This is a genomic window from Streptomyces sp. NPDC004051, from assembly GCF_053604275.1.
The window spans coordinates 39,816-60,931 of the sequence record NZ_JBSGHG010000034.1 but is presented as its reverse complement, the minus strand read 5'-3'; the positions used below and the strand labels follow the sequence as shown (position 1 = coordinate 60,931).

The following is a 21,116-nucleotide window of genomic DNA, read 5'->3' as shown; positions in this document are numbered from 1 at the left end:
TCGGACCACGGGTGGGTGGGTCAAGCGCGCGCCGGTGGCACCGCCATGGATTCGGTGGCGCCACCCGCCCGATCGGTTCGCCCCTCGTTCCGCACCCGCCATCCGTACCGGGTGAGGCCACGCGGTTTGTAGACCGAGAGGGCCGTGGTCGTGAGCAGCACCGCCACGGCCGCAGCGGCGTCGAACACGAGTTGGAACCTCATGTGGCCGAGGTCGCCGCCGGACAGGTTCGCCCGCGCCGCGGCGCCCTCCACGTGGTCGACCACCTGCATGTGCAGCAGGAGCAGGAACGTGGCCACAACGGTCAGTACGAGCTTCGCCGGCACCCAGTAGTGGCGCAGCAGCCCCCACGGCGTACCCAGCGACTGGACGAGCCCGGTCAGCAGTGAGGCGAACGCCAGGGGAACGATCACGTACCAGCCGGTCAGCTCCATGGCGAGATATGCCCCACGGACCCGCTGGGCGTCCTGGCCGGTCAGGCCGGCGACGGCCAGCACCAGGAAGACGGCGACCGAGCCGAGCCAGCCGACCGAGGACGCGATGTGCGCGGTGAGGGCGAGTTTGCGCAGGGCGGGCGGCATCGACATCAGCCGCTACCGCCGTGCGTACCGGGCCCCATGCCGCTGCCGGTGAGGTGCAGGGCGAGGAGCAGGGCGATCACTGCCAGGGCGACAGCCCCGGAGACCTTCACCCAGCGTGGGGTGCCGGGTGGTGCCGCGCGGCTGCTCCGCGCACCTGGAGTGGGCTGTGTCTCTTCTTCCATGTCGGCAAGATTTATCGATACACAGTGTCTACGTCAAGTCACTATGTATAGACGTCGTCGTCACGTACACTGCTGGGGTGCCGAAGCTGTGGAACGAGACGATCGAGGAGCATCGCCGCGCCGTACGCGACACGGTGCTGGAGACCACGGTCGAACTCGTGGCCGAGCAGGGGCTGCGGGGCGTGACGATGTCGCGGATCGCCGAGCGCAGCGGCATCGGACGGGCCACGCTGTACAAGTACTTTCCGGACGTCGAGTCGATCATGGCTGCATGGCATGAACGCCAGATCGCCGGCCACCTCGACGAACTCGCCGACCTCAGGGGCCGCTCCGACACCCCTGGCGCACGGCTGGCGGCGGTGCTGGAACGCTACGCGTTCATCCAGCAGCAGCGGCACGGCCACGGGGCGGAACTCTCGGCACTCCTGCATCGAGGGGGCCATGCGGCCCGCGCCGAGCAGCATCTGCGCCACTTCGTCCGGGGCCTGCTGGCCGAGGGAGTCCAGGCGGGCGAGGTCCGGGACGATGTCACGCCGGACGAGCTGACGGGGTACTGCCTGCACGCACTGGCCGGGGCGGGAGAGCTGCCGTCCAAGGCCGCGGTACGGCGACTCGTCGCTGTCACCCTGACGGGTCTGCGTCCTCAGGGCTGACGCTCGCTCGGCGCCTCTGCGCAGGTGATCTCGTCACGCGGGTTGAGGTCCGGGCACCGCCGCCCCGGAAAGGGCCTGGCGCAGGGCGATGTCGTCCGGCACACCGGACACGGTGCCGTCGGCGTTCCGGTACAGACGGCACGACAGGCTCGGCGCGGCACCGGGTGGCGCGAACGGGTCGGCGCCGTCGACCAGGATCGTCAAAGACCCGTACATGCCCAGCCGGGCGGCCTCCGCCTCATCGGATACCTCGAGCAGCTCCACCCGAGCCGCTCGTCCGCCCAGCGCGGCGGTCACCCGCTCCGGCGCGGGTCGTGCGTTTCGCTTCCACGAGGACAGTGGTCTATTGCCTGCGCCACCCCGCACCCCGGGCGGCTACCGCGACCACCCCGACCACACCGTCACCCGGTTTTCGTTCGTCCGCGACGCCCAGCGCGCGGGCCTCACACTCGCCGAGATCCGCTCGATCCTTGCCCTGCGCGACGACGGCCATGCACCCTGAACCCACGTCACCGAACTGATCCACGCTCACCTGGACGACATCGACCGGCGCATGGCCGAACTCGTCACCACCCGCGAAGCGCTGCGCGCCCTCGTGGGCCGCGCCGCGACCGCCACCCCGGCCACCTGCGGCGCAGACGACATCTGGCTCAGCCGGTGCCGGGCCTTGTACGGCCCACCTCTCCCGGTGGGTCCGCCATGGCTTCGGTAGGGTCGGAGACGGAGGTTCCACATGGACGCGAGCAGACGACTGCGAGCAGGCGGTGCCCTGGTGCACCTCCTGCTGGTTGTCGTGCTCGCACTCGGTGTCTTCGTCATGCACACCCTGGGGCATCCGGAGGATGCCTCAGGCTCTGGGATGAGTGGCGTCGGCCACACCACCGCCGCGGAATCGGCGCACATCGACATGCCGGCCCCAGCAGTGGAGCACGACTCCGCCGAGAGCAGTCCGTCATCGGGGCTGCAGGCGCACGCTTCAAGCGCCATCGTGGGCCCGTCGCAGTCGGTGGACCCCCTTCCCGCGGGGATGGGGATGGACATGACCGCGCTCTGCGTGGCAGTCCTCGGCACCTGGGCGTTCGCTGCTCTGCTGTACGCAGCGCTGGTTGGCCGCATTGACTGGGCAGCCGACCTTCCCGGGCGAGCCGTAGCGCCGGCGCGGCCCGATCCGCCGCTGCCCAGAACAGTCCTCGCCCAGTTGTCGGTCCTGCGGATATAGGCCCCCGGGTCACGCGGGCGTATCAGTGCGCTCGCGTTCCCGCTCGTGCCACGAAATCCGCAAACCTGACCGACCATACGAGGTGTCTTTCACATGACCGTCTACAAGCGTGCCCTCGGCCGCTCGAACCGCCGCCGGATCGCGTTCGTCAGCGTCGTCGCGGCAGGAGGACTGCTGCTCACCGCCTGCGGCGGAAACGACACGAAGAGCGCGGACCGCGGAGGCGAGAGCTCCGCGTCCGCCACCCAGAACGCCCGGAACGCGGGCGAGAACCCGGCGCCGGGCGCCTTCAACGACGCCGACGTCATGTTCGCGCAGATGATGATCCCCCACCACGAGCAGGCCCTGGAGATGGCGAAGCTCGCGGACGGCCGTGCCTCCGACGCGGAGATCAAGACTCTGGCCGAGGAGATCGAGAAGGCCCAGGATCCTGAGATCCAGAACATGAAGTCCTGGCTCAAGGCGTGGGGCAAGCCGGAGTCGGCCGAAGAGAGCATGCCCGGAATGGACCATGGTTCCGGCGGGACGGACCACTCGGGGATGGCCGGGATGATGTCCGACGAGGACATGGAGAAGCTCAAGGCGGCCAAGGACACCGAGTTCGACCGGATGTTCGCCCAGCTGATGATCGACCACCACAAGGGTGCGGTCGAGATGGCTGAGGACGAGCGGGCGAACGGCAAGAACGCCACAGCGAAGAAGCTCGCCGGTGACGTGGTGAAGAACCAGTCCGTCGAGATCGAGCAGTTGCGGAAGATCCTCGACAGGCTCTGATCCTGATCCGACCCACACCCTGCGGATGCCGTCGCGAGTCCCACCGAGGCCGTGACGGCATCCGCCCCTCCCACCTGGCCCGGCGCGTCCTTCCGCCTGGCCTGCACGAACTTGACAGGACACCATGAGGAAGCAGTACTTCGCCATCGCCGCTTCTGCGGCCCTCGCGCTTACCCTGACGGCCTGTTCCGGGGACGGCGGCGGCTCCGGAGAGGCCCAGACGTCGCCCTCTTCGACGGTCAGCCACATCCACGGAGTCGGCATCGACCCCGCCGACGACCAGCTGTACGTCGCCACCCACGAAGGCGTCTTCACACCGGGCGAGAACAACGAGCCGCAGCGGGTCGGCGACAGCCGCGACGATTACATGGGCTTCACGGTCGCCAAGGCCAAGACGTTCCTGGCCAGCGGACACCCGGCGCCCGATGCCGAGGGCCCCGCGAACAAAGGACTGGTCGAGAGCACCGACGCAGGCAAGACGTGGAAGACCAAGTCGTTGTCCGGCGAGGTCGACTTCCACGCGCTCGAGTACGCCGACGGCACCATCTACGGCTACGACAGCACGAACGGCAAGGTGCGGGTCAGTAAGGACGGCGTGAAGTGGCAGGATCGCGCGACACTGTCGGCCCTCGACATCGCCGTCAACCCCGATGACACGCAGGTGCTTCTTGCCACCACCGAAGCGGGCGTGGCGAAGAGCACCGACGGCGGCAAGACCTTTGCCGACGGTGCCGAGCCGGTGCTCTACTTCGTCTCCTGGGGCGCGCCGGACACGGTGTACGGAATCGACGGCTCGGGAGCGCTCCATCGCAGCGCGGACTCCGGGGACACCTGGAAGAAACTGGGTACAGCCCCCGGTGGCCAGCCGCAGGCGCTGACCGCGGTCGACGCCGAGCGAGTCCTGGTGGCCACACAGGACGGCGTCTACGAGTCGAAGAACGGTGGCAAGACCTTCACCAAGCGAATGGACGTCACGTCGACGGGCGGTCACTGACCATAGCGATCTTGATTGCCGTGTCGACCTGACTGCTGAGCGTGCCCCGTTTCGACAGCAGCGAGACAGGTCAGCAGCCAGAGTGAAGTGCTGCACGCGGGCGCCGCAGCGCCCGCGTGCAGCCTGGGCATGCGACAAACCTTCCAAGTCGCCCAGAACCTGGCCGTGCTGCGCGGCACAGTCCGCACCTGGCTCAGAGAAGGGCCGAGCGTCACACCCCTGAGCAACGGGGGTTGATCGCAGGGAGCTCATCAGCGCGATGACAGCTGGAACTTCGGCCTCGTCTCCGGCACCGCGATCACCACGGACACCGTACCGCTGGCCACCCGAGCCAAGACGCAAGGCATGGCCGACGTCTCCATCGCCATCGCCGGAGCCACCGGCGGCGTGGCCTCCGGCATCATGGTCGCCGCCACGAGCTGCCCCGCCCTCGTCCTCCTGCCTGCCGTCGCCGCCACCGCGTACTGCCGATGAGCCCCATGAACCCCGACACCCTCGCGCTGAGCATGCCGGTTGACGGGCATCGGCTTGCTCTGCGTCACCCTCCTGATGCGCCTGCGCAAGGAGATCGACGGCACCGAGCCGGGCACCGTCGTCCACGTCATCGCCACCGACCCTGCCGACCTGCCCGCTTGGTGTTGCAAGACCGGCCACGACTGCCTCGGCCCCGTTCCCGACCATGACCGGGACGTCTGCGCCCTCCGCTTCACCGCCAAGCCGACGGGGACCCGACCCCATGCCCCCTGGCACCAGTCGCTGAACACAAGAATTCGGCAGGGGGAGTGTCTCATCACGGCGGATCTGCTGATCAAGGAAGAGACGCCAAGTGAGCGAGACGACGATCGAGCATGAGTCCGTGAAGGAGCCGGTCGGTGGTGCGATGCCGTCGGCTGCGTCGGACGAGCAACTCGTCGCGATGCTGGTCGACCGGGCCCGGGGTGAGGGGCTGCAGCTGACCGGCGAGGGCGGACTGTCCCCGCAGGGGGCAACCCCCGGCAGATGCTGACCAAGCGGGTGCTGGAGTCGGCCCTGGAGGGTGAGATCACCGATCACCTCGGCTACGAGAAGCACGATCCGGCGGGGAAGGACAACGGCAGCAGCCGCAACGGCACCCGGGCGAAGTCCGTGCTGACTGGCGTCGGCCCGGTCGAGGTCAAGGTGCCCCGGGACACCGCCGGCAGCTTCGAGCCGCAGATCGTCAAGAAGCGGCAGCGGCGCCTGACCGGGGTGGATGAAATGGTGCTGTCCCCGTCCGCGAAGGGACTCACGCACGGCGAGATATCGGCTCATCTCGCCGAGGTGTACGGCGCCGAGGTGTCCAAGCAGACCGTCTCCACCATCACCGACAAGGTCATGGACGGCATGGCCGAGTGGCAGAACCGGCCGCCGGAAACCACCCTCGAGCACGGCGAGGAAGCTTCGGGTGCTCCCGGGGGAAGCGAGTCGTCCTGTGCCCCCTCATGTACCTGATGTGCCGTCAGGTGAGTCGGCATCTGATCAGCATCAGTCCCCGCACATTCCGAGACGGGTGTCCGAACAGGCGATTGGCCGGCGGCGTCACAACAGCCTGGCTCGCACGGAAGCGCAGGCCGGGAACCGTCTCTCCGGAGTGAACCGATGTTCCTCGAGATCTTCGAGTCCGACGCGTGCCAGTGTAAAGTGAAGAACGCCCTTGACCTGCAGAAAGCTGGCAGGGAGCCGTCTTCCGGGAGTCCCAAATGCTGCGTACTCTGTTCAAGTCCAAGATCTAGCGTTTGGGCATTTCCGCAGGTCAGAGCCCTGATTGCCGCCTCCAGGTCAGCAAACGGTCAGCATCGGGCCGGACGGTGTCCGGCATGCTGACCTGCGCCTACGGCAGGGGCCTCCTGCGCCGCTCATCGCCCTGCTCGGAAGGCTTGATACGTGGCTCGACAGCTCGCCCGTGGGATGGGGTCCTTCTTCAAGGAGTGCGGTTGTTCCAGGCCGACCCGTTGCCCGCACCCGTACACGATTCGGTTCCGGGACGCTCTCGGCAAGCAACGTGAAGAAGCCGGCTACGACACGCAGGACGACGCGATCGAGCGTCTCACGCAGATCTACGCGGAGAAGAAGACCACGGCGCCATCCGTCGCCGAGGTTCGCCGCGAACTCGGTCAGCAGACGATCATGGAATACGCGAAGCAGTGGCGGCCTCGGCAGCGCAAGATGACGGAGTACTCGACGGGATGGCACGTGGACAGCTCCATCAACGTGCACATCATTCCTCGTCTCGGGTCGCGGAAACTGAACTCGGTTACGCCCATCGTGGTCGAGCGCTTCTTGGACGAGTTGGAGACGGACGGGGTGGGGCGCGGGAACCAGGTGAACATCTTCCGCGTCCTCAAGGCGATCCTCCGGGACGCGTATGGCAAGGGCGCTATGGCGGACGACCCTGTGAGGGGTGTCCAGGAACCGGAATACGTCCGCGAAAAGGTGGTCATCCCGTCCCTCGCCTACGTGAAGAAGGCCCTGACAGCCGCTGACGAACATCTCGCGCTTGAGATCGTCATGATGGTGGGCTGCGGCTTGCGGAACGGGGAAGCCCGGGCAGTGAACGTCAACAACGTTGTGGCGGATGACGTCTACCGGGTGCATGAGCAGATCCATTCCAACACGCACAGGCCGGCGAAGCTGAAGCATCGCAGGGCGGGGGAGTTCCGGGAGGTTCCTCTGCCGCGCTCGGTGCGGGAGGCGATGGAGCGGTACGAGGAGAAGCGTGGCACCACGAAGGAGGGCTATCTGCTGCGCGGTCCGAGCGGCTACTACACGGAGCCGATGGAACGCCGCCGTGTGCAGAAGCTCTTCAAGGACCTGCCTGCAGAGGACGGTGTCGGCATGTACGGCTTCCGGCACTACTTCGCCTCGAACGCGCTTGGGAACGGGATACCGATCACCGATGTGGCGGAATGGATGGGCCACAAGTCGATCGAGGAGACGTATCGCACCTACCGGCATCTGATGCCGGGGAGCATCACCAAGGCGGCGCGGGTGTTGGACGCTGGACTGTGGGGCGCGGCCTGAGTGGGCGTTTAATGTGACCGAGTTGCTACTTATGCCCTAGTAGGTTCCTCGCCAGGTTGGCGTGACCTCGTCCGTTATGCGCTTGGCGAGGTTGTCGATCGAAGCGATGTGGATCATGGCTTCAGAGCTGGCGGCGAGGGTCTCGTAGTCGCGGGCAAGTCGTCTGTGCATCATGATCCAACCGATGCTCCGCTCCACCACCCAACGTCTTTTCAGGACGTGAAAGCCGCGGGTTCCTGGGTTTTTGTCGACGATTTCGACATCGATCCCAAGTTTCGCCCCGTGTTCGACGACGGTCTTCTTGAAGCCGGTGTCGACCCAGCTCTTGGCGATGGTCGGATAGGTGTTTTTCGCCTGGTCGAGGAGGCGTATTCCCAGGGCGTTTTCGGAGAGGCCGGCGGCGGTGACGGTCACGGCGAGGATCAGGCCGATGGTGTCGGTGAGGATGCCGCGTTCCCGGCCGACGATCTTCTTCGCGGCATCGGTTCCCTGGCTGGTCACGGGCACGTTGGTGGAGGTCTTGACGCTCTGGGTGTCGATGACGGAGGCCGTCGGCTCGGGCTTCCGGCCTTCCTTGACTCGGGCCAGGGCGGTGAGGTCGTAGTTGAGCTGGGTGAAGATTCCCTCGTCGCGCCAGGTGGCGTAGTAGAAGTAGACGGTGCCGTGGCCGGGGAAGTCGTGCGGGAGGTATTTCCAGGGGATTCCGGTGCGGTTGAGGTAGAGGATCGCGTTGAACACGTCACGCAGGTCGACTTTCGCCGGCCGGCCGGTGGGGCGACGTTCGAGACGGGCATTGCGCCAGGCCGTCAACGTCGGTTCGATCAGGGCCCATCGGGCGTCCGACAGGTCGCTGGGGTACGGCTTGCGCTCACTCACAGCACAGCCTGAGCATGGGCATGCCGGAATTTCTCGTTCCGCTGATGGCTGGGAGGTTCTGCTGTATCTCTACGTCAGACGGGTTTCCGAACCCAGAAGCGGATGAGACGGGTGGCGAGGCTACCGCCCCGCCGGGCGATGTCCTTCGCGCATCGGGCCATCCGTGATGAAGCGGGACACTCACATAAGGCGCGTATGGCACTTGACCTGCATAAACGCCCTCTGAGAGGGCGTTAAGTCCGTTTTTTGTAGCGGCCGCGTCCGGGTTGTTCGAGGAGTCCCTGGCGGACGAGTCGTCCCAGGCGGGAGCGGGTGACGTTGATCGAGGGTTCGTCGGTGGGCAGGCCGAGGTGTTCGTGCAGATCGCGGACGCGGAACACCCTCCCGGGGTGCTCGTTGAACGTGGTCACGATGCGCTGGTAGACGGTGGCGGTGGCGGTCTCCGCGGGGGCCGTCGCGTGGTCGGGCGGGGTGAGGCCGTCGATGACCTTGCGGGTGGCGGCGAGCTCGGCCAGGCGGGCTGCGGTCTCCGCAAGGGCGGTGGTGAGCCGCTCGATCTGCTCGCGCAGGGTGTCGGCGCGGGCTGCGGTCTCATCGTGTTCGGTCTGCAGCAGCCGCAGGAGTTCGCTGACGTTCACGCGGCCAGCTCCACGTCGTCCCGCCAGGTGGGGGTGGGGGTGGGGGTGGTGAGGCGGCGGAGCATGCCGGCGGTGGAGGCCCAGTAGACCCGGGAGGCCGCGTTGTCGGGTCGGTGGTCGCAGTCGCGGGCGAGGCGCCGGTGCAGCATGAGGGTGCCGTTGGCCTGCTCGACCACCCACCGCTTCGGTTGCGGGACGAAGCCCTGGCCTTCGTCGTCGGGGTTGCGCCGGACCACCTCGACGGTGATGTCCTTCACCGCCCCGTGGATGATCACGGCGTCCTTGAAGCCCTGGTCGACCAGGACCTTTTCCAGGCGCATCCCGCATCGTTCGGCCGCCTGGTCCAGCAGGGCGATGCCGGCCTCGTTGTCGTGCGCGCTCGCGGCGAGGATCACCACACCGATGATCAGGCCCAGCACATCGACGACGAGTCCCCGCTTCCTGCCGGGCGTCTTCTTGTTCGCGTCCAGTCCCGTCGTCTCCTTCGGCACCCCGGCCGCCACGCGGACGGACTGGGTGTCGATGATCACCAGGGACGGGTCCTCTAACCGTCTGGACCGCTCCCGCACCTGGCAGCGCAGGATCTCCTGGATCCGCTGGTCAAGGCCGTCCTGGCGCCACAGGGTGAAGTAGTAGAACACCGCCGACCAGGCCGGGAGGTCGTGGGGCAGGAGCCGCCACCGACAGCCCGTCCGGTTCTGGTAGAGCAGCGCGTTCACGACCTCGCGCAGGTCGCAGGAGCCCGGGGCCCCGGTCGCCGACCGCGCCCCCGCTCCTGCTTCCACGCGGTGACCAGCGGCTCGATCAACGCCCACTGCTCGTCGGTCAAGTCGGTTGCGTACGGCATCCGTTCCATGCCCGCGACCCCATCATGCACACGACACGACGTGGGGGAGGAACCGCCCCATCACTCACGAACGGGCGACACCACATCATCAGGAACGGGACTTAACACCCTCTGATGGTGAAGGCTGCGGTGCGGACGGTGCCGTTGTGCTGGAAGTCGAGGAAGAGGCGGTAGGTGCCAGCGCTGGGCGCGGTGGCGGTGAAGGAGACATCGGGGCCGGGCTTGGTGGTGCCGTCGCCGGGTTCGCCGTTGGGGTGGACGTGGAGGTAGGCGAGGTCGCCGGAGCGCAGGGCGACCAGGTGACCGTAGGCGCCGAGGTAGGGCTGAAGGTCGGTGACCGGACGGCCGTCCCGGCTGACGGTGAGGGTGAGTTCGGCCGCCTTACCGGGGTGCAGGTCGCCGTCGAGGGTGACGGTGTAGCCGTCGACGGTGGTGGTGGCGGCGGGTTCGGGCAGGGCGGGGGCCTGGTAGGTGCCGGAGGCGGCGAGGTCGGCGCCCAGGGTGAGGTTGGTGGTGTCTTCGGTGGCTGGGGTGAAGTCGGCGAAGAGGCGGTAGGAGCCGGCGGCGGGCAGGGTGACGGGGGTGCTCCAGGTGCCGTCGGCGGCCCGGGTGGGGTGCAGGTGCCGGTAGGTGACCAGGTCGCGTGAGGCGAGGATGAGGTGCAGTTCCTTGCCGTGCTCGCGGCGGTAGGTGGTGACCTGTTGTCCCTCCTGGTCACGGATGGCGAAGCGGAGCTCGTTGTCCTCTCCCGCGGTGAGACGGGGGGTCTTCAGGTCGAGGGTGTATCCGGCCCGGGAGATCTGCAGGCCTGCGGGCGCTGTGTCCGCGTGGCCACTGTGTCCGCCGGCGCTGTGACCTGGGGATGCGGGCCGGTTGTGCCCGGCGTGGGCTGCCGGCTCCGGGTCGGAGGCGAGGGGGCCGGTGGCCGCGCCGACACCGTAGGCGGCGGCGAAGGTCGCCGCGAGGACGGCGGTGAAAGCAGTGATCTTGACGCCGGTGTTCATGACGGTCCCTTTCTCGGCGGTGTCGCCGCGTTCCTTGGCTGACACCCCTGACTATATACCCCCCAGGGGTATGCGTAGGAGACGCGGAGACGTTTGCCAAACATACCCCGAGGGGGTATACCTAATGGCGTCATCGGTACCCCCCGGGGGTACACCCGTGCTCATCTCTGGGAGGAACCCATGTCCTGCTGCACCTCCGACGGCAGCTGCTCCACCAACGCCGCCACGGCTGCGACCACCGAGGGCACCACCACCGTCTACAACGTCTCCGGGATGACGTGCGGGCACTGCAAGGCCACGCTCACCAAGGAGATCGGCGCCCTGGACGGCGTCCTGGCGGTCGACGTCGACCTGGAGAGCGGCCAGGTCGCTGTCACCAGCTCCGGCGAGCCCGAGGACGCGCTGCTGGCGAAGGTCGTCGACGACGCCGGCTACGAGCTCACCGGCCGCGCGGCCTGACGGCTCTGTTCGTCTGCCGGGCCCGCCCGCGGGCCCGGCCCCCTTTCTTCCCCTTGCCCCACCCAGTCCCAGGAGCAGCGATGGCTACCACGGTCCCCGACACAGCCGAGGTCGAACTCGCGATCGGCGGCATGACCTGCGCCTCGTGCGCCGCCCGGATCGAGAAGAAACTGAACCGGATGGAGGGGGTCACCGCCACCGTCAACTACGCCACCGAGAAGGCCAAGGTCGCCTTCCGCCCCGACCTCGACGTCGCAGACCTGATCGCCACGGTGGAGGCCACCGGCTACACCGCCCGCCGGCCGGAGCCGGACCCCGCGCCCGGCGCGGCCGGTGACGGTCAGGACGGCGCGCCGGGCCAGGAAACGGAAGGCGATGAGCTGCGACCGCTGCGGCAGCGGCTGGTCACGGCCGTGGTGCTCGCCGTCCCGGTGATCGCAATGGCGATGGTGCCGGCCTGGCAGTTCGAGTACTGGCAGTGGCTCTCGCTCACCCTGGCGGCGCCCGTGGTGACGTACGCCGCCTGGCCCTTCCACAAGGCCGCGTTCACCAACGCGCGGCACGGCGCGGCCACCATGGACACGCTGATCTCGGTCGGTACGTCGGCGGCGTTCCTGTGGTCGCTGTGGGCGCTGTTCTTCGGCACCGCCGGCACCCCCGGCATGACCCACCCCTTCGAGCTGACCATCGCCCGCACCGACGGCGCCGGGAACATCTACCTCGAGGCCGCCGCCGGCGTGACCGCCTTCATCCTGGCCGGCCGCTATTTCGAGGCCCGTTCCAAGCGCAAGGCCGGCGCCGCCCTGCGGGCGCTGCTCCAGCTGGGCGCGAAGGACGTCACCGTCCTGCGGGCCGGCCGGGAGGAGCAGATCCCGGTGGTCGAGCTGAAGGGCGGGGACCTGTTCCTGGTCCGGCCGGGCGAGAAGATCGCCACCGACGGCACGGTCGTCGAGGGCGCCTCGGCGGTCGACGCCTCCATGCTCACCGGCGAGTCCGTGCCGGTCGAGGTCGGCGCCGGGGACGCCGTCACCGGGGCGACCGTGAACGCCGGCGGCCGCCTGGTCGTGCAGGCCACCCGGGTCGGCGCCGACACCCAGCTCGCCCGCATGGCCAAGCTGGTCGAGGACGCGCAGAACGGCAAGGCCGCCGCCCAGCGGCTCGCCGACAAGATCTCAGCCGTCTTCGTCCCGGTCGTGATCGCGCTGGCGCTGGGCACCCTGGGCTTCTGGCTGGGCAACGGCGCCGGGCTGACGGCCGCGTTCACCGCCGCCGTCGCCGTCCTGATCATCGCCTGCCCCTGCGCCCTGGGCCTGGCCACCCCGACCGCGCTGATGGTCGGCACCGGGCGCGGCGCGCAGCTCGGCATCCTGATCAAGGGCCCGGAGGTGCTGGAGTCCACCCGCAAGGTCGACACCGTCGTCCTGGACAAGACCGGCACGGTGACCACCGGGAAGATGGCCCTGCTGGCCGTGCACACCGCCGACGGCACCGACGAGGCCGAGGTGCTGCGCCTGGCGGGCGCTCTGGAGCACGCCTCCGAGCACCCGATCGCCCGGGCGGTGGCCGCCCGCGCCGCCGAGCGGGTCGGCGCCCTGCCGGCACCGGAGGACTTCGCCAACGTGCCCGGCCTCGGCGTGCAGGGCGTGGTCGACGGTCACGCGGTCCTGGTGGGCCGGACCAAGCTGCTCGCCGAGTGGGCCATGGAACTGCCGGCCGACCTGGCGCGCGCCAAGGCGGACGCCGAGGCCGCGGGCCGCACCGCGATCGCGGTCGCCTGGGACGGCGAGGCACGGGCGGTCCTGGAGGTCGCCGACGCGGTCAAAACCACCAGCGCCGAGGCCATCACCCGGCTGCGCGCCCTGGGCCTGACCCCGATCCTGCTCACCGGGGACAACAAGGCCGTCGCCGAGGCGGTGGCCGCCGAGGTCGGCATCGATGAGGTGATCGCCGAGGTCATGCCAGAGGACAAGGTCGACGTCGTCAAGCGCCTGCAGAGCGAAGGCCGTTCGGTCGCCATGGTCGGCGACGGCGTCAACGACGCCGCAGCGCTCGCTCAGGCCGACCTCGGGCTGGCCATGGGCACCGGCACCGACGCCGCCATCGAGGCCGGCGACCTCACCCTGGTCCGCGGCGACCTGCGCGCCGCCGCCGACGCCATCCGCCTGGCCCGCAGAACCTTGGGCACCATCAAGTCCAACCTGTTCTGGGCTTTCGCCTACAACGTGGCCGCCCTTCCGCTCGCCGCGGCCGGACTGCTCAACCCGATGATCGCCGGAGCCGCCATGGCGTTCTCCTCGGTCTTCGTCGTCGGCAACAGCCTGCGCCTGCGCGGCTTCAAGGCCGCCAGCTGACACCGTGCCCCGCCGCAACCGATGAGGGGCGGGCTTCCGGGCCCGCCCCTCGTTCCGGCTGCGCCGTTGAAGAGGAGGGCAGACGGTGATGACACTCGAAGACTCTGACCGCGCAGACCGCCGGCCCTTACATCACCGCAGATGTCAGCACGCGCCCAAGGGGAGTTCACTCATGACTACACCGTCATGGACCAGCACCATGCGCCGGACAGCGGGACACCCGGTCGTCAGGGTGGCCGCCGCCGCACTGCTCAAGGCCCTGGCCTCCCACCTCACGCATCAGGGTGCTGACCGCCCGTTTTGCACGGAAGCGTGTAACCGCCCCTTCGCTCAGGCCGATCGCCCTTGAGTGTGCCCTGCGCGCACGCCCGCCCGGGACAGCCTCGACCTGCCCGGGCCGGATAGCAAAGCTGGTCCCACTCACCAGCCAGCCGCGTCACCAACCTGTCCGAGCAGCACACCTAGCGGCGCCTGGTGGCCCGGCCGCGGTGGAGGGCGAAGCCACCCACGACGGCTGCCTTCAGCAGGAAAGCCGCCAGGACAGCACCCACGGCCCCTCCGGCCGAGTGCCAGTTCGCCACCACGGCACCGCCCAGACCCAGGTGGGCGGCGAGGGCTAGCACCACGGCGGCGGCAAGGCCCAGCAGCTTCAGATTCCCGCTCCGGCCAGCGGCTGTCCTTCCTGACGCTCCGGCTGTTTCGGCTGCACCGGAGCTCTCGGGCTCGACAGCCGACGCGAGGCGCTGCCAGCTCACCTGCAGCCCGTCGCGCCGGCCGAACCGCTCCACGTGTTGGGTCACAAGGTCCTGCAGCCGCTGGAGGTTCTCCTCACCCGCGGCCTCGACCCGCAGCAGCAGTACACCTGGTGCGGTCCGCAGCGTGATCGTGCCCCACGGAAGGCTGACGCTGCCTTCGGTTTCGGACCAGTCGACCTGGGCCTGTTCCGCTGCGATCCGCATCGCGCTCAGTGTCTGCGCGTCGACGCCGAGGTGGGAGCGGGGACGGTGACTCAGATGCCGGCCCTTGCGGGAGAAGTGCTTGCAGAGCTGGATGAGGTACCGGCTCGGGCGGGCGGTCGCGACGTGGGCTTCGGTGCTCAGCATGGCGTTTCCTTCACGGTGGGCGGATTGGAGCAGGACAGGGACGCGACCCGTCGGGTGGGGTATGGCCGCCCCTTTCCGCCGCGACGCTGGCCGGCTTGCAGCCTCATCAGGTTTATCGAGACACTCTGTCTCTGTCAATGCATGATGTCACGCACGTGGCGGCCCGTATGCTGACGGTGTGCCGAAGCTGTGGACGGAGACGATCGACGCGCACCGCGCCGCCGTACGCGCCGCCGTGCTGGACGCCACCGCGGCACTGGTCGCAGAACGCGGACTCGCGTCGGTGACGATGTCGCAGATCGCCAAGGACTCCGGGATCGGGCGCGCCACGCTGTACAAGTACTTTCCCGATGTCGAGTCGATCCTGCTCGCCTGGCACGAGCGCCAGGTCGGCCACCACCTCGAGCACCTGGTCCAGGTCCGCGATCAGAGCGCGGACACCCGTGAACAGCTCGAGGCGGTACTGCGGGCCTTCGCCCTCACCACGCACGACACCAGAGGTCATCACGAAAGTGGTCTGGCGGCCTTCCTGCACCGCGACCCGCAGATCGTCCGGGCCCGGGGGCAGCTCCACAGCATGATCGAGGAGCTGCTGGCCGACGGCGTGCGCGACGGCAGTGTCCGCGACGACGTCCCGCCCGGCGAGCTCGCGAGCTACTGCCTGCATGCCCTCACCGCGGCCAGCGGCCTGTCGTCCCAGGCCGCGGCGCTCCGCCTCGTCACGGTCACCCTGGCCGGACTTCGTTCCCGCGCCGCCTCGGAACACGGGCCGCGCACGGACGCCTCCGCTCATCCGTCGCGCCGCTCCGGGCACCGGCATACCCCGGGCTCTTGCCGCCATGACTGAGAAGCGTCACGATCCGCTGGTGGGTGCGGCGTTGGCGTCTCCTTCGCCGCCGGGGCCTTGTATCCGCTGTGGGGACTGCGCCTGAGCCCGGTCATCGCCGCCGTTCAGAGGAACTTCGATTCGCATTGCGCAGGAGGCTGTCGGGAAATGGAGCCGGGCCTCCTGGTGGGCGAGGAGAGGGTCATCACCAGGAGGAACGCGGTGCACGCCTTCGTGCGTCGAGGAGCCAGGAGACGTGCTCGACCAGCTCGTGGGGGACGTCGAGCATGGCAGGGGACAAAACCGACAGGGCTCCTCTGATCGTCGGCGTGCTGGGAGAATCACCACGTCAACGATGAGAAGCTCTGCCTCGTCACCCGTCCTTGCAAACCGGTCCGTTCACTCCTGCCGCGCAGATGAAAGAGGCTCAGTCACCTTCACGATCCTTCACATCGATCACGGCCCTTCACGTCGATCGGGTGGGAGCGGCTGCGGTGGTACTTGCGCACCCGGCGGGGTTCAGATGCCGATGGTGTAGTCGGCTGTCCAGGACTGCATATAGCTGATGAAATAGCTCCAGATACCGGTGACCATCAGCACACCGGTGGCGACCATCATGCCGCCGCCAGCCCACATGACCCACCGGTAGTGGGCCTTGACCCAGGCAAAGACGCCCATCGCCTTGCGGAAGGCCAGCCCCGCCGCCAGAAACGGCACGCCCAGCCCCAAGCAGTACGCCACTGTCAAAAGCGCCCCGCGCTCGGCGCTCGCCTCGCTGAACGCCAAGGCCTGCACGGCGGCCAGGGTCGGGCCGATGCACGGGGTCCAGCCGATCCCGAACAGCACTCCCAGCATCGGCGCGCCCACCAGCCCGGCAGCCGGCCTGGTGTGAATGCGGAACTCGCGCCGGGTCAGCCACGGTATGACGCCCATGAAGGCCAGGCCCATCAGGATGGTCACCGCACCCAGCACCCGGATGAGAATGTCCTGGTGTTCCAGCAGGGCGTTCCCGGCGTAGCCGAAGGCGGCGCCGAAGGAGACGAACACGGCGGTGAACCCGGCCAGGAACAACAGCGTGCCGACCAGGATGCGGCCGCGCCGGGCCTCGGCGAGGTCTGCCCCGGTCATGCCGGTGACGTAGGACAGGTAGCCGGGCACCAGCGGCAGCACGCAGGGGGAGAAGAAGGACACCAGCCCGGCCAGCGCGGCGATCGGGATGGCCAGCAGCACCGAGCCGGTCAGCACGGTGCCGTTGAGATCGAGAGCCAGCAGCATGCCTCAGCCTTCCTTGAGGACCGGGTCGTGCAATGAGCCCCGCACGTTGGTTCCCAGGGGCTTGCCGCAGTGTTCGGGGTGACTGATCGGCTTGCCGGTCGGCGTCTCGCCCCGACGTTCCGGCACCACCGTGCGGTCTTCCACCGCCGGGTGCGTCAGGCGCTGGTTGTCGGGGGATGCGGCCGCCGGGGCGGCAACGGCGGTGCACCGTGGTATGCCGGAACGGCCGGAAACGAGTGGGAAATGCGGCATAACAGGCACCTCTGCAGATTCGGTGGGAGAGAAACCAGGAAGCGGACGGTCGCTACGGCAGGGTGGTCCGGTACAGCCAGAACCGTTGAAGGCCCGGCACGGCAGTCGCCACCCCGTGGTGGAGGGCTGCCACCGAGGTGGCGTGACGCAGCCGGGCCGGGGCGGGCCGGTGCCGGTGGGTGGGTGCGTGCAGATTCCGTCCGGGGCGTCGCTACCTTCGGTAGCCGAGGACGGTCATCATGCCTGCCTCGGCGTGGTAGACGTTGTGGCAGTGGACCATCCACAGGCCGGGGTTGTCCGCGTCGAAGTCGACGGTGAGGGTCTCGTCCGGCAGGACGATGGCGGTGTCCTTGCGGGGGCCGCCGCCTGCGAGGGCGAATGTGTGGCCGTGCAGGTGGACGGGGTGCCACATCGTCGTGGTGTTGGTGAAGACCAGGCGGACCCGCTCGCCGGCGCGAACCGGGTGGCGGTGTGAGGGATCGTACCTCTTGCCGTTGAAGCCCCAGTCGTACTTCGCCATGCCACCCGTCAGGCTCAGCTTCACCGTCCGGTCCGGCTTGCGCTCGGACAGGCGCACGCTTTCGTCGGCCTTGAGCCGGTCGGCCGTGAGCACCTTCCCGGACAGCTCGGCCGGGCGGACCGACGGCTCCGGTGCGGAGCCGCCGCCGGTGCGCAGCAGTGCCATCGCCGTCTTCTTCTTGCCCTCGGCGAGGGCGACCAGCGGGAAGACGCCGTCCTGGGCGGTGACCAGGACGTCGTAACGTTCGCCCATGCCGAGCAGCAGTGCGTCTGTCGTCGCGTGCTCGACCGGGAAGCCATCGGTGTGCGTCACGGTCATCTCGTGGCCGCCGAGCGCGACCCGGAACGCCGTGTCGCCGCCCGCGTTGACGATCCGGATCCGGATGCGGTCGCCGGGCTTGGCGCGGAAGCTCTCCGGAGCCTCGGCGGTACGGCCGTTGACCAGGTAGTACGGGTATGCGACATCACCCGCGTCCTCTCCCAGCAGATCGCTGTGCGAGCCCATCAGCATCCGAGACGGGCCGGAAGCCCCGGGGGACGGCGACTTCTCACCGGATGCCGACATACCGCTCATGCCGTGGTCACCATGGCCCATGTCCCCGTGGCCCATGTCGCCCATGCCCTGGCTGAGCTCGGCGAGCACGGCGTCCGGGGTGCTGCCGTCCACCCCGTCGACCCAGTCGTCCAGGACGACGACCCACTCCTTGTCGTACCGCAGCGGCTCCCTGGGGTCCTCCACGATCAGCGGCGCGTACAGCCCGCGGTCCTGCTGCACACCGGAGTGCGGGTGGAACCAGTGGGTGCCCGGATGCGGGACGGCGAAGCGGTACTCGAAGGAGGCCCCGGCCTTGATCGGCCGCTGGGTCAGGCCGGGTACGCCGTCCATGTCGTTGCGCAGCGCCAGCCCGTGCCAGTGCACGGAGGTCGGCTCGGGCAGGTGGTTGGCGAGGGTGAGGGCGAGGGTGTCCCCGGCGGTGACGCGGACCTCCCGCCCCGGCAGCCGGTCGCCGTAGGCCCAGGTGCTGACCGTGCGGCCGCCCAGGTCGAGCCGGGTGCGGGCCGCGGTGAGCTTCACCTTCCGTTCGGGGCCGGGGTTGCGCTTGGCCTCGGCGTCGGCGACCTCCCGGTCGTCCGGCGAGACGTAGTCGCCCCCGGCCGCGGACGAGGGCTTGGTGTCGCGGCCGGCGTGGTTGGAGGAGCCGGCGCAGGCGGTGAGCAGGCCGCTGCCGGCAATGGCGATTCCCGTGCCGAGCACGGCGCGGCGGGTGGTTGTGCGCATGGGTGAGTGCACCTCGTGTCGATGTCGCTGCGTGAGGAGGACGCGAAGACCGCCCCTTGATGGGGAGCGGCGGGGCGCGCTCCTACAGGCGCAGTACCGACAACCGGGCGAGGAGTATCCGGCCTCCGGGAGGAGGTACCGGCCACAGGGCGCGCAGGAGGCGCGTGCGGGCAGCGCCCAGACGGTCGGTGGCCCGGCGCGAGAGGCATGCGGCGGTCAGCAGGGCGGCGGTCCACACGACGAGCACGGCCAGGCACACCGACAGCGGGTCCAGCACCATGCCGGGGGACGGGTCACCCGCTGTCGGCATGCCGACAGCGGTGTTCGATGTCGTATGGGCGACGTGGCCGGCGGGGATGTCGGACGCCGGCTCGGCGGAAGACGCGGAGCTGTGCGAGGGGGTCTGCTGGGTGGGGTGGCCGAAGGAGTGCATCGTGACCACACCGAACAGGACGGCGGACAACAGGGCCAGACGGACGGCCCAGGCCACGCACCTCTGCCTCCCCGTCCTCACCACGCGCCTCCCTGTCTGCGGCCTTCTGCCCGGAGGATACCCCGGCGGGGTAATCCCGCCGGGGCCGGCCCTGGTCGTTCCGGGAGAAGTCGGGACCTGGCCCCCGGCCGCGAGCGGCATCACATGGTGTGTGGTGCCCGCGGACTCCCCGGCGGGATCGCGTCCACGCCTCCCGTCGGCGCCGGCGGGACAGGGGCCTGATCACCGAGTTGCACGACCGGCTGCGCGGCAAGGCCCGCCGCGTCGACGCCGCCCGCATCACCCGGGTGGGGCGGCGGGAAGAAGGTCCACGGCCGCAAGCGGCACATCACCGCCGCCACCCTGCGCCTGCTGCCGGCTGTGATGGTCGCCGCCGCGTCCGTCCCCGCCGGGAGGCGGGCAGGAGCCTGCTGGAAGGGCTGCGGACGCGTCGCTTCCGGCTGCCGCGGACACCGCCGGCCCTGATACGGAGGTCGTCGAGAACGCCCCCATGCTCGCCAAATCCCCGAGAGGGTGCAGCAGGCCCGGCCGGTCGGCTGTTCCGGGGCGTCCTGGCCTTCGCTCCGACTGCGCCCCTCATGCCCGCTGTGCGCCGGCCAACCGCTGTCCGATCGCCCACGGATGCGGCCATGCGGCCGTCCACGCCCATCACCACTGGCCCGTCCCGGTTCCCGGAGCCCGAGGACGGCCGCATCCGCCGCCGAAGCGGGGGCGGCCGTCGGTTTGCAGTGGCCCTGTCAGGGTCACCTGCCACCACTACGGCGCGGTCCTGGGCCCGCGCCGGCAGAGAAAGAGAAAGAGAAAACACACGGAGAGGATGATCACCATGACCACGACGGTCAGGGACATGCTGCGGACCTACCCGGCCGACCTCGACGGCGTCAATCGCGAGGCACTGGAGCGCTGCATCGCCGCGTGCTTCGACTGCGCGCAGGCCTGCACGGCCTGCGCGGACGCCTGCCTGTCCGAGGACAAAATCGCCGAGTTGCGCAAGTGCATCCGCACCGACCTGGACTGCTCGGACATCTGCGAGGCCACCGGCAAGATCCTCTCCCGGCACACCGGCTACGACGCCAACATCACCCGCGCCCAGCTCCAGGCCTGCGCCACGGTCTGCAAGTCCTGTGCGGAGGAGTGCGAGCGCCACGCCGACATGCACGAGCACTGCCGGATCTGCGCCGAGGCGTGCCGCCGCTGCGAGCAGGCGTGCAACGAACTCCTCGCCACTCTGGGCTGATCTCTTGCCGGCCCCCGGCTCGGCAATGGGGGCGGGCCGCCACGACGGAAGCGTTGCGGCGGCCCACCCCGTGGCCGTGCGGGAAACCGTCAAGACGAGCAGGCTCCTGCCGGGCAGGGGTTCGGGACGGGTGCTGCGCCCGGCGCGCCACGGCGGTGAACAGGCAGGCCAGTAGGCAGCGAGTGGCCGGATGGTTCGCCACGCGGCGCAGGTCGGCGGCGGTCAAAGCGGCCTTCACGGCGTCCCTCCCTTCCGTGGCTCTTCTGTTCGGCTCCGTTCGCGGTGGTGAGATGGTCGCGGAGCTGGTCGCCGATGGGCCCGACGAGGGCGGCGCCGCCGGCCGGGACGAGAGTGGGGACGCGGCGGGCGCCGCGGAAACTCGCCGAGGCGGATGAGACCCGGCTCCGGCCGAGCCCCGGTTACACCGGTGCTGCTCCGGATGCTCAGCGAGGCAGCGAGGGCCATCGGGGCAGCGGAGAACCACCAGGCGGTACGGGCCAAGGCCAAGGCCCTCG

22 protein-coding genes and 4 pseudogenes are annotated in these 21,116 nt (G+C 69.3%); 13 read left to right on the top strand and 13 right to left on the bottom strand.

Features of this window, described 5'->3' with window-relative positions; genetic code table 11:
• Window positions 1-20: 20 nt before the first annotated feature.
• Both ACWEQO_RS27515 and ACWEQO_RS27510 read right to left on the bottom strand, forming a co-directional pair.
• A complete protein-coding gene (locus tag ACWEQO_RS27515; protein ID WP_452985634.1) occupies window positions 21-587 on the bottom strand; it encodes a hypothetical protein in 567 nt (188 codons plus the stop codon).
• Window positions 587-763, bottom strand: coding sequence for a hypothetical protein (locus ACWEQO_RS27510; RefSeq protein ID WP_452985633.1), 177 nt, complete (start codon window positions 761-763; stop codon window positions 587-589). Before ACWEQO_RS27510 ends, ACWEQO_RS27515 begins: the two co-directional genes overlap by 1 nt.
• A 77-nt stretch (window positions 764-840) precedes the next feature.
• On the opposite strand from ACWEQO_RS27510, the gene ACWEQO_RS27505 reads away from it, so the two are divergent.
• Window positions 841-1,416, top strand: a complete 576-nt coding sequence (locus ACWEQO_RS27505; protein WP_361454079.1) for a TetR/AcrR family transcriptional regulator — start codon at window positions 841-843, stop codon at window positions 1,414-1,416.
• Window positions 1,417-1,449: 33 nt separating this feature from the next.
• On the opposite strand, the gene ACWEQO_RS27500 is transcribed toward ACWEQO_RS27505, so the two are convergent.
• Window positions 1,450-1,713, bottom strand: a complete 264-nt coding sequence (locus ACWEQO_RS27500) for a hypothetical protein (protein WP_452985652.1) — start codon at window positions 1,711-1,713, stop codon at window positions 1,450-1,452.
• On the opposite strand from ACWEQO_RS27500, the gene ACWEQO_RS27495 reads away from it, so the two are divergent.
• The 8 genes and pseudogenes from ACWEQO_RS27495 to ACWEQO_RS27460 all read left to right on the top strand — a co-directional run bounded on the left by ACWEQO_RS27495 (window position 1,631) and on the right by ACWEQO_RS27460 (window position 7,442).
• Window positions 1,631-1,918 carry a MerR family DNA-binding protein gene (locus ACWEQO_RS27495; RefSeq protein ID WP_452985632.1) on the top strand — a complete coding sequence of 96 codons (288 nt, stop codon included), beginning with the start codon at window positions 1,631-1,633 and terminating at the stop codon, window positions 1,916-1,918. The genes ACWEQO_RS27500 and ACWEQO_RS27495 overlap by 83 nt on opposite strands.
• A gap of 231 nt (window positions 1,919-2,149) precedes the next feature.
• On the top strand, window positions 2,150-2,635 hold the full coding sequence (locus ACWEQO_RS27490; protein ID WP_361454073.1) for a hypothetical protein: 486 nt from the start codon (window positions 2,150-2,152) through the stop codon (window positions 2,633-2,635).
• 93 nt (window positions 2,636-2,728) lie between these two features.
• Window positions 2,729-3,409: a DUF305 domain-containing protein gene (locus tag ACWEQO_RS27485; RefSeq protein ID WP_361454070.1), complete on the top strand. Its 681-nt coding sequence runs from the start codon at window positions 2,729-2,731 to the stop codon at window positions 3,407-3,409.
• A gap of 124 nt (window positions 3,410-3,533) precedes the next feature.
• The gene (locus ACWEQO_RS27480; protein WP_361454067.1) at window positions 3,534-4,403 is read left to right on the top strand and encodes a F510_1955 family glycosylhydrolase; all 870 of its coding nucleotides are present in this window, start codon (window positions 3,534-3,536) and stop codon (window positions 4,401-4,403) included.
• Window positions 4,404-4,670: 267 nt separating this feature from the next.
• Window positions 4,671-4,877 (top strand): annotated as a pseudogene (locus ACWEQO_RS27475) (MFS transporter); the annotation flags it as partial.
• Window positions 4,878-4,916: 39 nt separating this feature from the next.
• Complete coding sequence (locus ACWEQO_RS27470; RefSeq protein ID WP_452985631.1) at window positions 4,917-5,255, top strand: sulfurtransferase TusA family protein; 339 nt, start codon at window positions 4,917-4,919, stop codon at window positions 5,253-5,255.
• Window positions 5,256-5,283: 28 nt separating this feature from the next.
• Window positions 5,284-5,789: pseudogene (locus ACWEQO_RS27465) on the top strand (transposase); the annotation flags it as partial.
• 540 nt (window positions 5,790-6,329) lie between these two features.
• The gene (locus ACWEQO_RS27460; protein ID WP_452985649.1) at window positions 6,330-7,442 is read left to right on the top strand and encodes a tyrosine-type recombinase/integrase; all 1,113 of its coding nucleotides are present in this window, start codon (window positions 6,330-6,332) and stop codon (window positions 7,440-7,442) included.
• A 36-nt stretch (window positions 7,443-7,478) separates the two neighbouring features.
• Here ACWEQO_RS27460 and ACWEQO_RS27455 read toward each other — a convergent pair whose 3' ends face one another.
• From ACWEQO_RS27455 to ACWEQO_RS27440, 4 genes and pseudogenes are all read right to left on the bottom strand, one after another.
• Complete coding sequence (locus ACWEQO_RS27455; RefSeq protein ID WP_452985630.1) at window positions 7,479-8,318, bottom strand: IS5 family transposase; 840 nt, start codon at window positions 8,316-8,318, stop codon at window positions 7,479-7,481.
• Between the two features lie 233 nt (window positions 8,319-8,551).
• Entirely contained in the window at window positions 8,552-8,956 is a 405-nt protein-coding gene (locus ACWEQO_RS27450; RefSeq protein WP_065000110.1) for a type IV toxin-antitoxin system AbiEi family antitoxin domain-containing protein, read from the bottom strand.
• Window positions 8,953-9,812 (bottom strand): annotated as a pseudogene (locus ACWEQO_RS27445) (IS5 family transposase). The gene ACWEQO_RS27450 and the pseudogene ACWEQO_RS27445 overlap by 4 nt, the downstream one beginning before the upstream one ends.
• A gap of 92 nt (window positions 9,813-9,904) precedes the next feature.
• Window positions 9,905-10,807 (bottom strand): hypothetical protein, encoded by a 903-nt coding sequence (locus ACWEQO_RS27440; RefSeq protein WP_452985648.1) that lies wholly within the window; start codon window positions 10,805-10,807, stop codon window positions 9,905-9,907.
• Window positions 10,808-10,987: 180 nt separating this feature from the next.
• Between ACWEQO_RS27440 and ACWEQO_RS27435 the strand changes: the two genes are divergently transcribed.
• Together ACWEQO_RS27435 and ACWEQO_RS27430 are read left to right on the top strand one after the other, a co-directional pair.
• A complete protein-coding gene (locus ACWEQO_RS27435) occupies window positions 10,988-11,266 on the top strand; it encodes a heavy-metal-associated domain-containing protein (RefSeq protein WP_384670026.1) in 279 nt (92 codons plus the stop codon).
• 80 nt (window positions 11,267-11,346) lie between these two features.
• Window positions 11,347-13,617, top strand: a complete 2,271-nt coding sequence (locus ACWEQO_RS27430) for a heavy metal translocating P-type ATPase (RefSeq protein ID WP_384670028.1) — start codon at window positions 11,347-11,349, stop codon at window positions 13,615-13,617.
• Between the two features lie 461 nt (window positions 13,618-14,078).
• Here ACWEQO_RS27430 and ACWEQO_RS27425 read toward each other — a convergent pair whose 3' ends face one another.
• Window positions 14,079-14,720, bottom strand: coding sequence for a DUF2218 domain-containing protein (locus ACWEQO_RS27425; RefSeq protein ID WP_384670030.1), 642 nt, complete (start codon window positions 14,718-14,720; stop codon window positions 14,079-14,081).
• Between the two features lie 178 nt (window positions 14,721-14,898).
• On the opposite strand from ACWEQO_RS27425, the gene ACWEQO_RS27420 reads away from it, so the two are divergent.
• Window positions 14,899-15,567 (top strand): TetR/AcrR family transcriptional regulator, encoded by a 669-nt coding sequence (locus tag ACWEQO_RS27420; protein ID WP_384670032.1) that lies wholly within the window; start codon window positions 14,899-14,901, stop codon window positions 15,565-15,567.
• Window positions 15,568-15,754: 187 nt separating this feature from the next.
• Here ACWEQO_RS27420 and ACWEQO_RS27415 read toward each other — a convergent pair.
• The 5 genes and pseudogenes from ACWEQO_RS27415 to ACWEQO_RS27395 form a co-directional block, all read right to left on the bottom strand.
• Window positions 15,755-15,868, bottom strand: a pseudogene (locus tag ACWEQO_RS27415) (IS5/IS1182 family transposase); the annotation flags it as partial.
• Window positions 15,869-16,065: 197 nt separating this feature from the next.
• Window positions 16,066-16,821: a cytochrome c biogenesis CcdA family protein gene (locus ACWEQO_RS27410; protein WP_384670034.1), complete on the bottom strand. Its 756-nt coding sequence runs from the start codon at window positions 16,819-16,821 to the stop codon at window positions 16,066-16,068.
• A gap of 3 nt (window positions 16,822-16,824) precedes the next feature.
• On the bottom strand, window positions 16,825-16,965 hold the full coding sequence (locus tag ACWEQO_RS27405; RefSeq protein ID WP_452985629.1) for a hypothetical protein: 141 nt from the start codon (window positions 16,963-16,965) through the stop codon (window positions 16,825-16,827).
• Between the two features lie 319 nt (window positions 16,966-17,284).
• Window positions 17,285-18,871, bottom strand: coding sequence for a multicopper oxidase family protein (locus ACWEQO_RS27400; protein ID WP_452985628.1), 1,587 nt, complete (start codon window positions 18,869-18,871; stop codon window positions 17,285-17,287).
• Between the two features lie 82 nt (window positions 18,872-18,953).
• On the bottom strand, window positions 18,954-19,361 hold the full coding sequence (locus tag ACWEQO_RS27395; protein ID WP_452985627.1) for a hypothetical protein: 408 nt from the start codon (window positions 19,359-19,361) through the stop codon (window positions 18,954-18,956).
• 829 nt (window positions 19,362-20,190) lie between these two features.
• Between ACWEQO_RS27395 and ACWEQO_RS27390 the strand changes: the two genes are divergently transcribed.
• Window positions 20,191-20,601: a four-helix bundle copper-binding protein gene (locus ACWEQO_RS27390; RefSeq protein ID WP_452985626.1), complete on the top strand. Its 411-nt coding sequence runs from the start codon at window positions 20,191-20,193 to the stop codon at window positions 20,599-20,601.
• Window positions 20,602-21,116 lie beyond the last annotated feature (515 nt).

Bases quoted from the DNA above. Each gene is read 5' to 3' on its own strand.
- ACWEQO_RS27515 (WP_452985634.1), bottom strand. From the start codon at position 587: ATGTCGATGCCGCCCGCCCTGCGCAAACTCGCCCTCACCGCGCACATC.
- ACWEQO_RS27510 (WP_452985633.1), bottom strand. From the start codon at position 763: ATGGAAGAAGAGACACAGCCCACTCCAGGTGCGCGGAGCAGCCGCGCG.
- ACWEQO_RS27495 (WP_452985632.1), top strand. From the start codon at position 1,631: ATGCCCAGCCGGGCGGCCTCCGCCTCATCGGATACCTCGAGCAGCTCC.
- ACWEQO_RS27490 (WP_361454073.1), top strand. From the start codon at position 2,150: ATGGACGCGAGCAGACGACTGCGAGCAGGCGGTGCCCTGGTGCACCTC.
- ACWEQO_RS27485 (WP_361454070.1), top strand. From the start codon at position 2,729: ATGACCGTCTACAAGCGTGCCCTCGGCCGCTCGAACCGCCGCCGGATC.
- ACWEQO_RS27480 (WP_361454067.1), top strand. From the start codon at position 3,534: ATGAGGAAGCAGTACTTCGCCATCGCCGCTTCTGCGGCCCTCGCGCTT.
- ACWEQO_RS27460 (WP_452985649.1), top strand. From the start codon at position 6,330: ATGGGGTCCTTCTTCAAGGAGTGCGGTTGTTCCAGGCCGACCCGTTGC.
- ACWEQO_RS27440 (WP_452985648.1), bottom strand. From the start codon at position 10,807: ATGAACACCGGCGTCAAGATCACTGCTTTCACCGCCGTCCTCGCGGCG.
- ACWEQO_RS27435 (WP_384670026.1), top strand. From the start codon at position 10,988: ATGTCCTGCTGCACCTCCGACGGCAGCTGCTCCACCAACGCCGCCACG.
- ACWEQO_RS27430 (WP_384670028.1), top strand. From the start codon at position 11,347: ATGGCTACCACGGTCCCCGACACAGCCGAGGTCGAACTCGCGATCGGC.
- ACWEQO_RS27425 (WP_384670030.1), bottom strand. From the start codon at position 14,720: ATGCTGAGCACCGAAGCCCACGTCGCGACCGCCCGCCCGAGCCGGTAC.
- ACWEQO_RS27410 (WP_384670034.1), bottom strand. From the start codon at position 16,821: ATGCTGCTGGCTCTCGATCTCAACGGCACCGTGCTGACCGGCTCGGTG.
- ACWEQO_RS27400 (WP_452985628.1), bottom strand. From the start codon at position 18,871: ATGCGCACAACCACCCGCCGCGCCGTGCTCGGCACGGGAATCGCCATT.
- ACWEQO_RS27390 (WP_452985626.1), top strand. From the start codon at position 20,191: ATGACCACGACGGTCAGGGACATGCTGCGGACCTACCCGGCCGACCTC.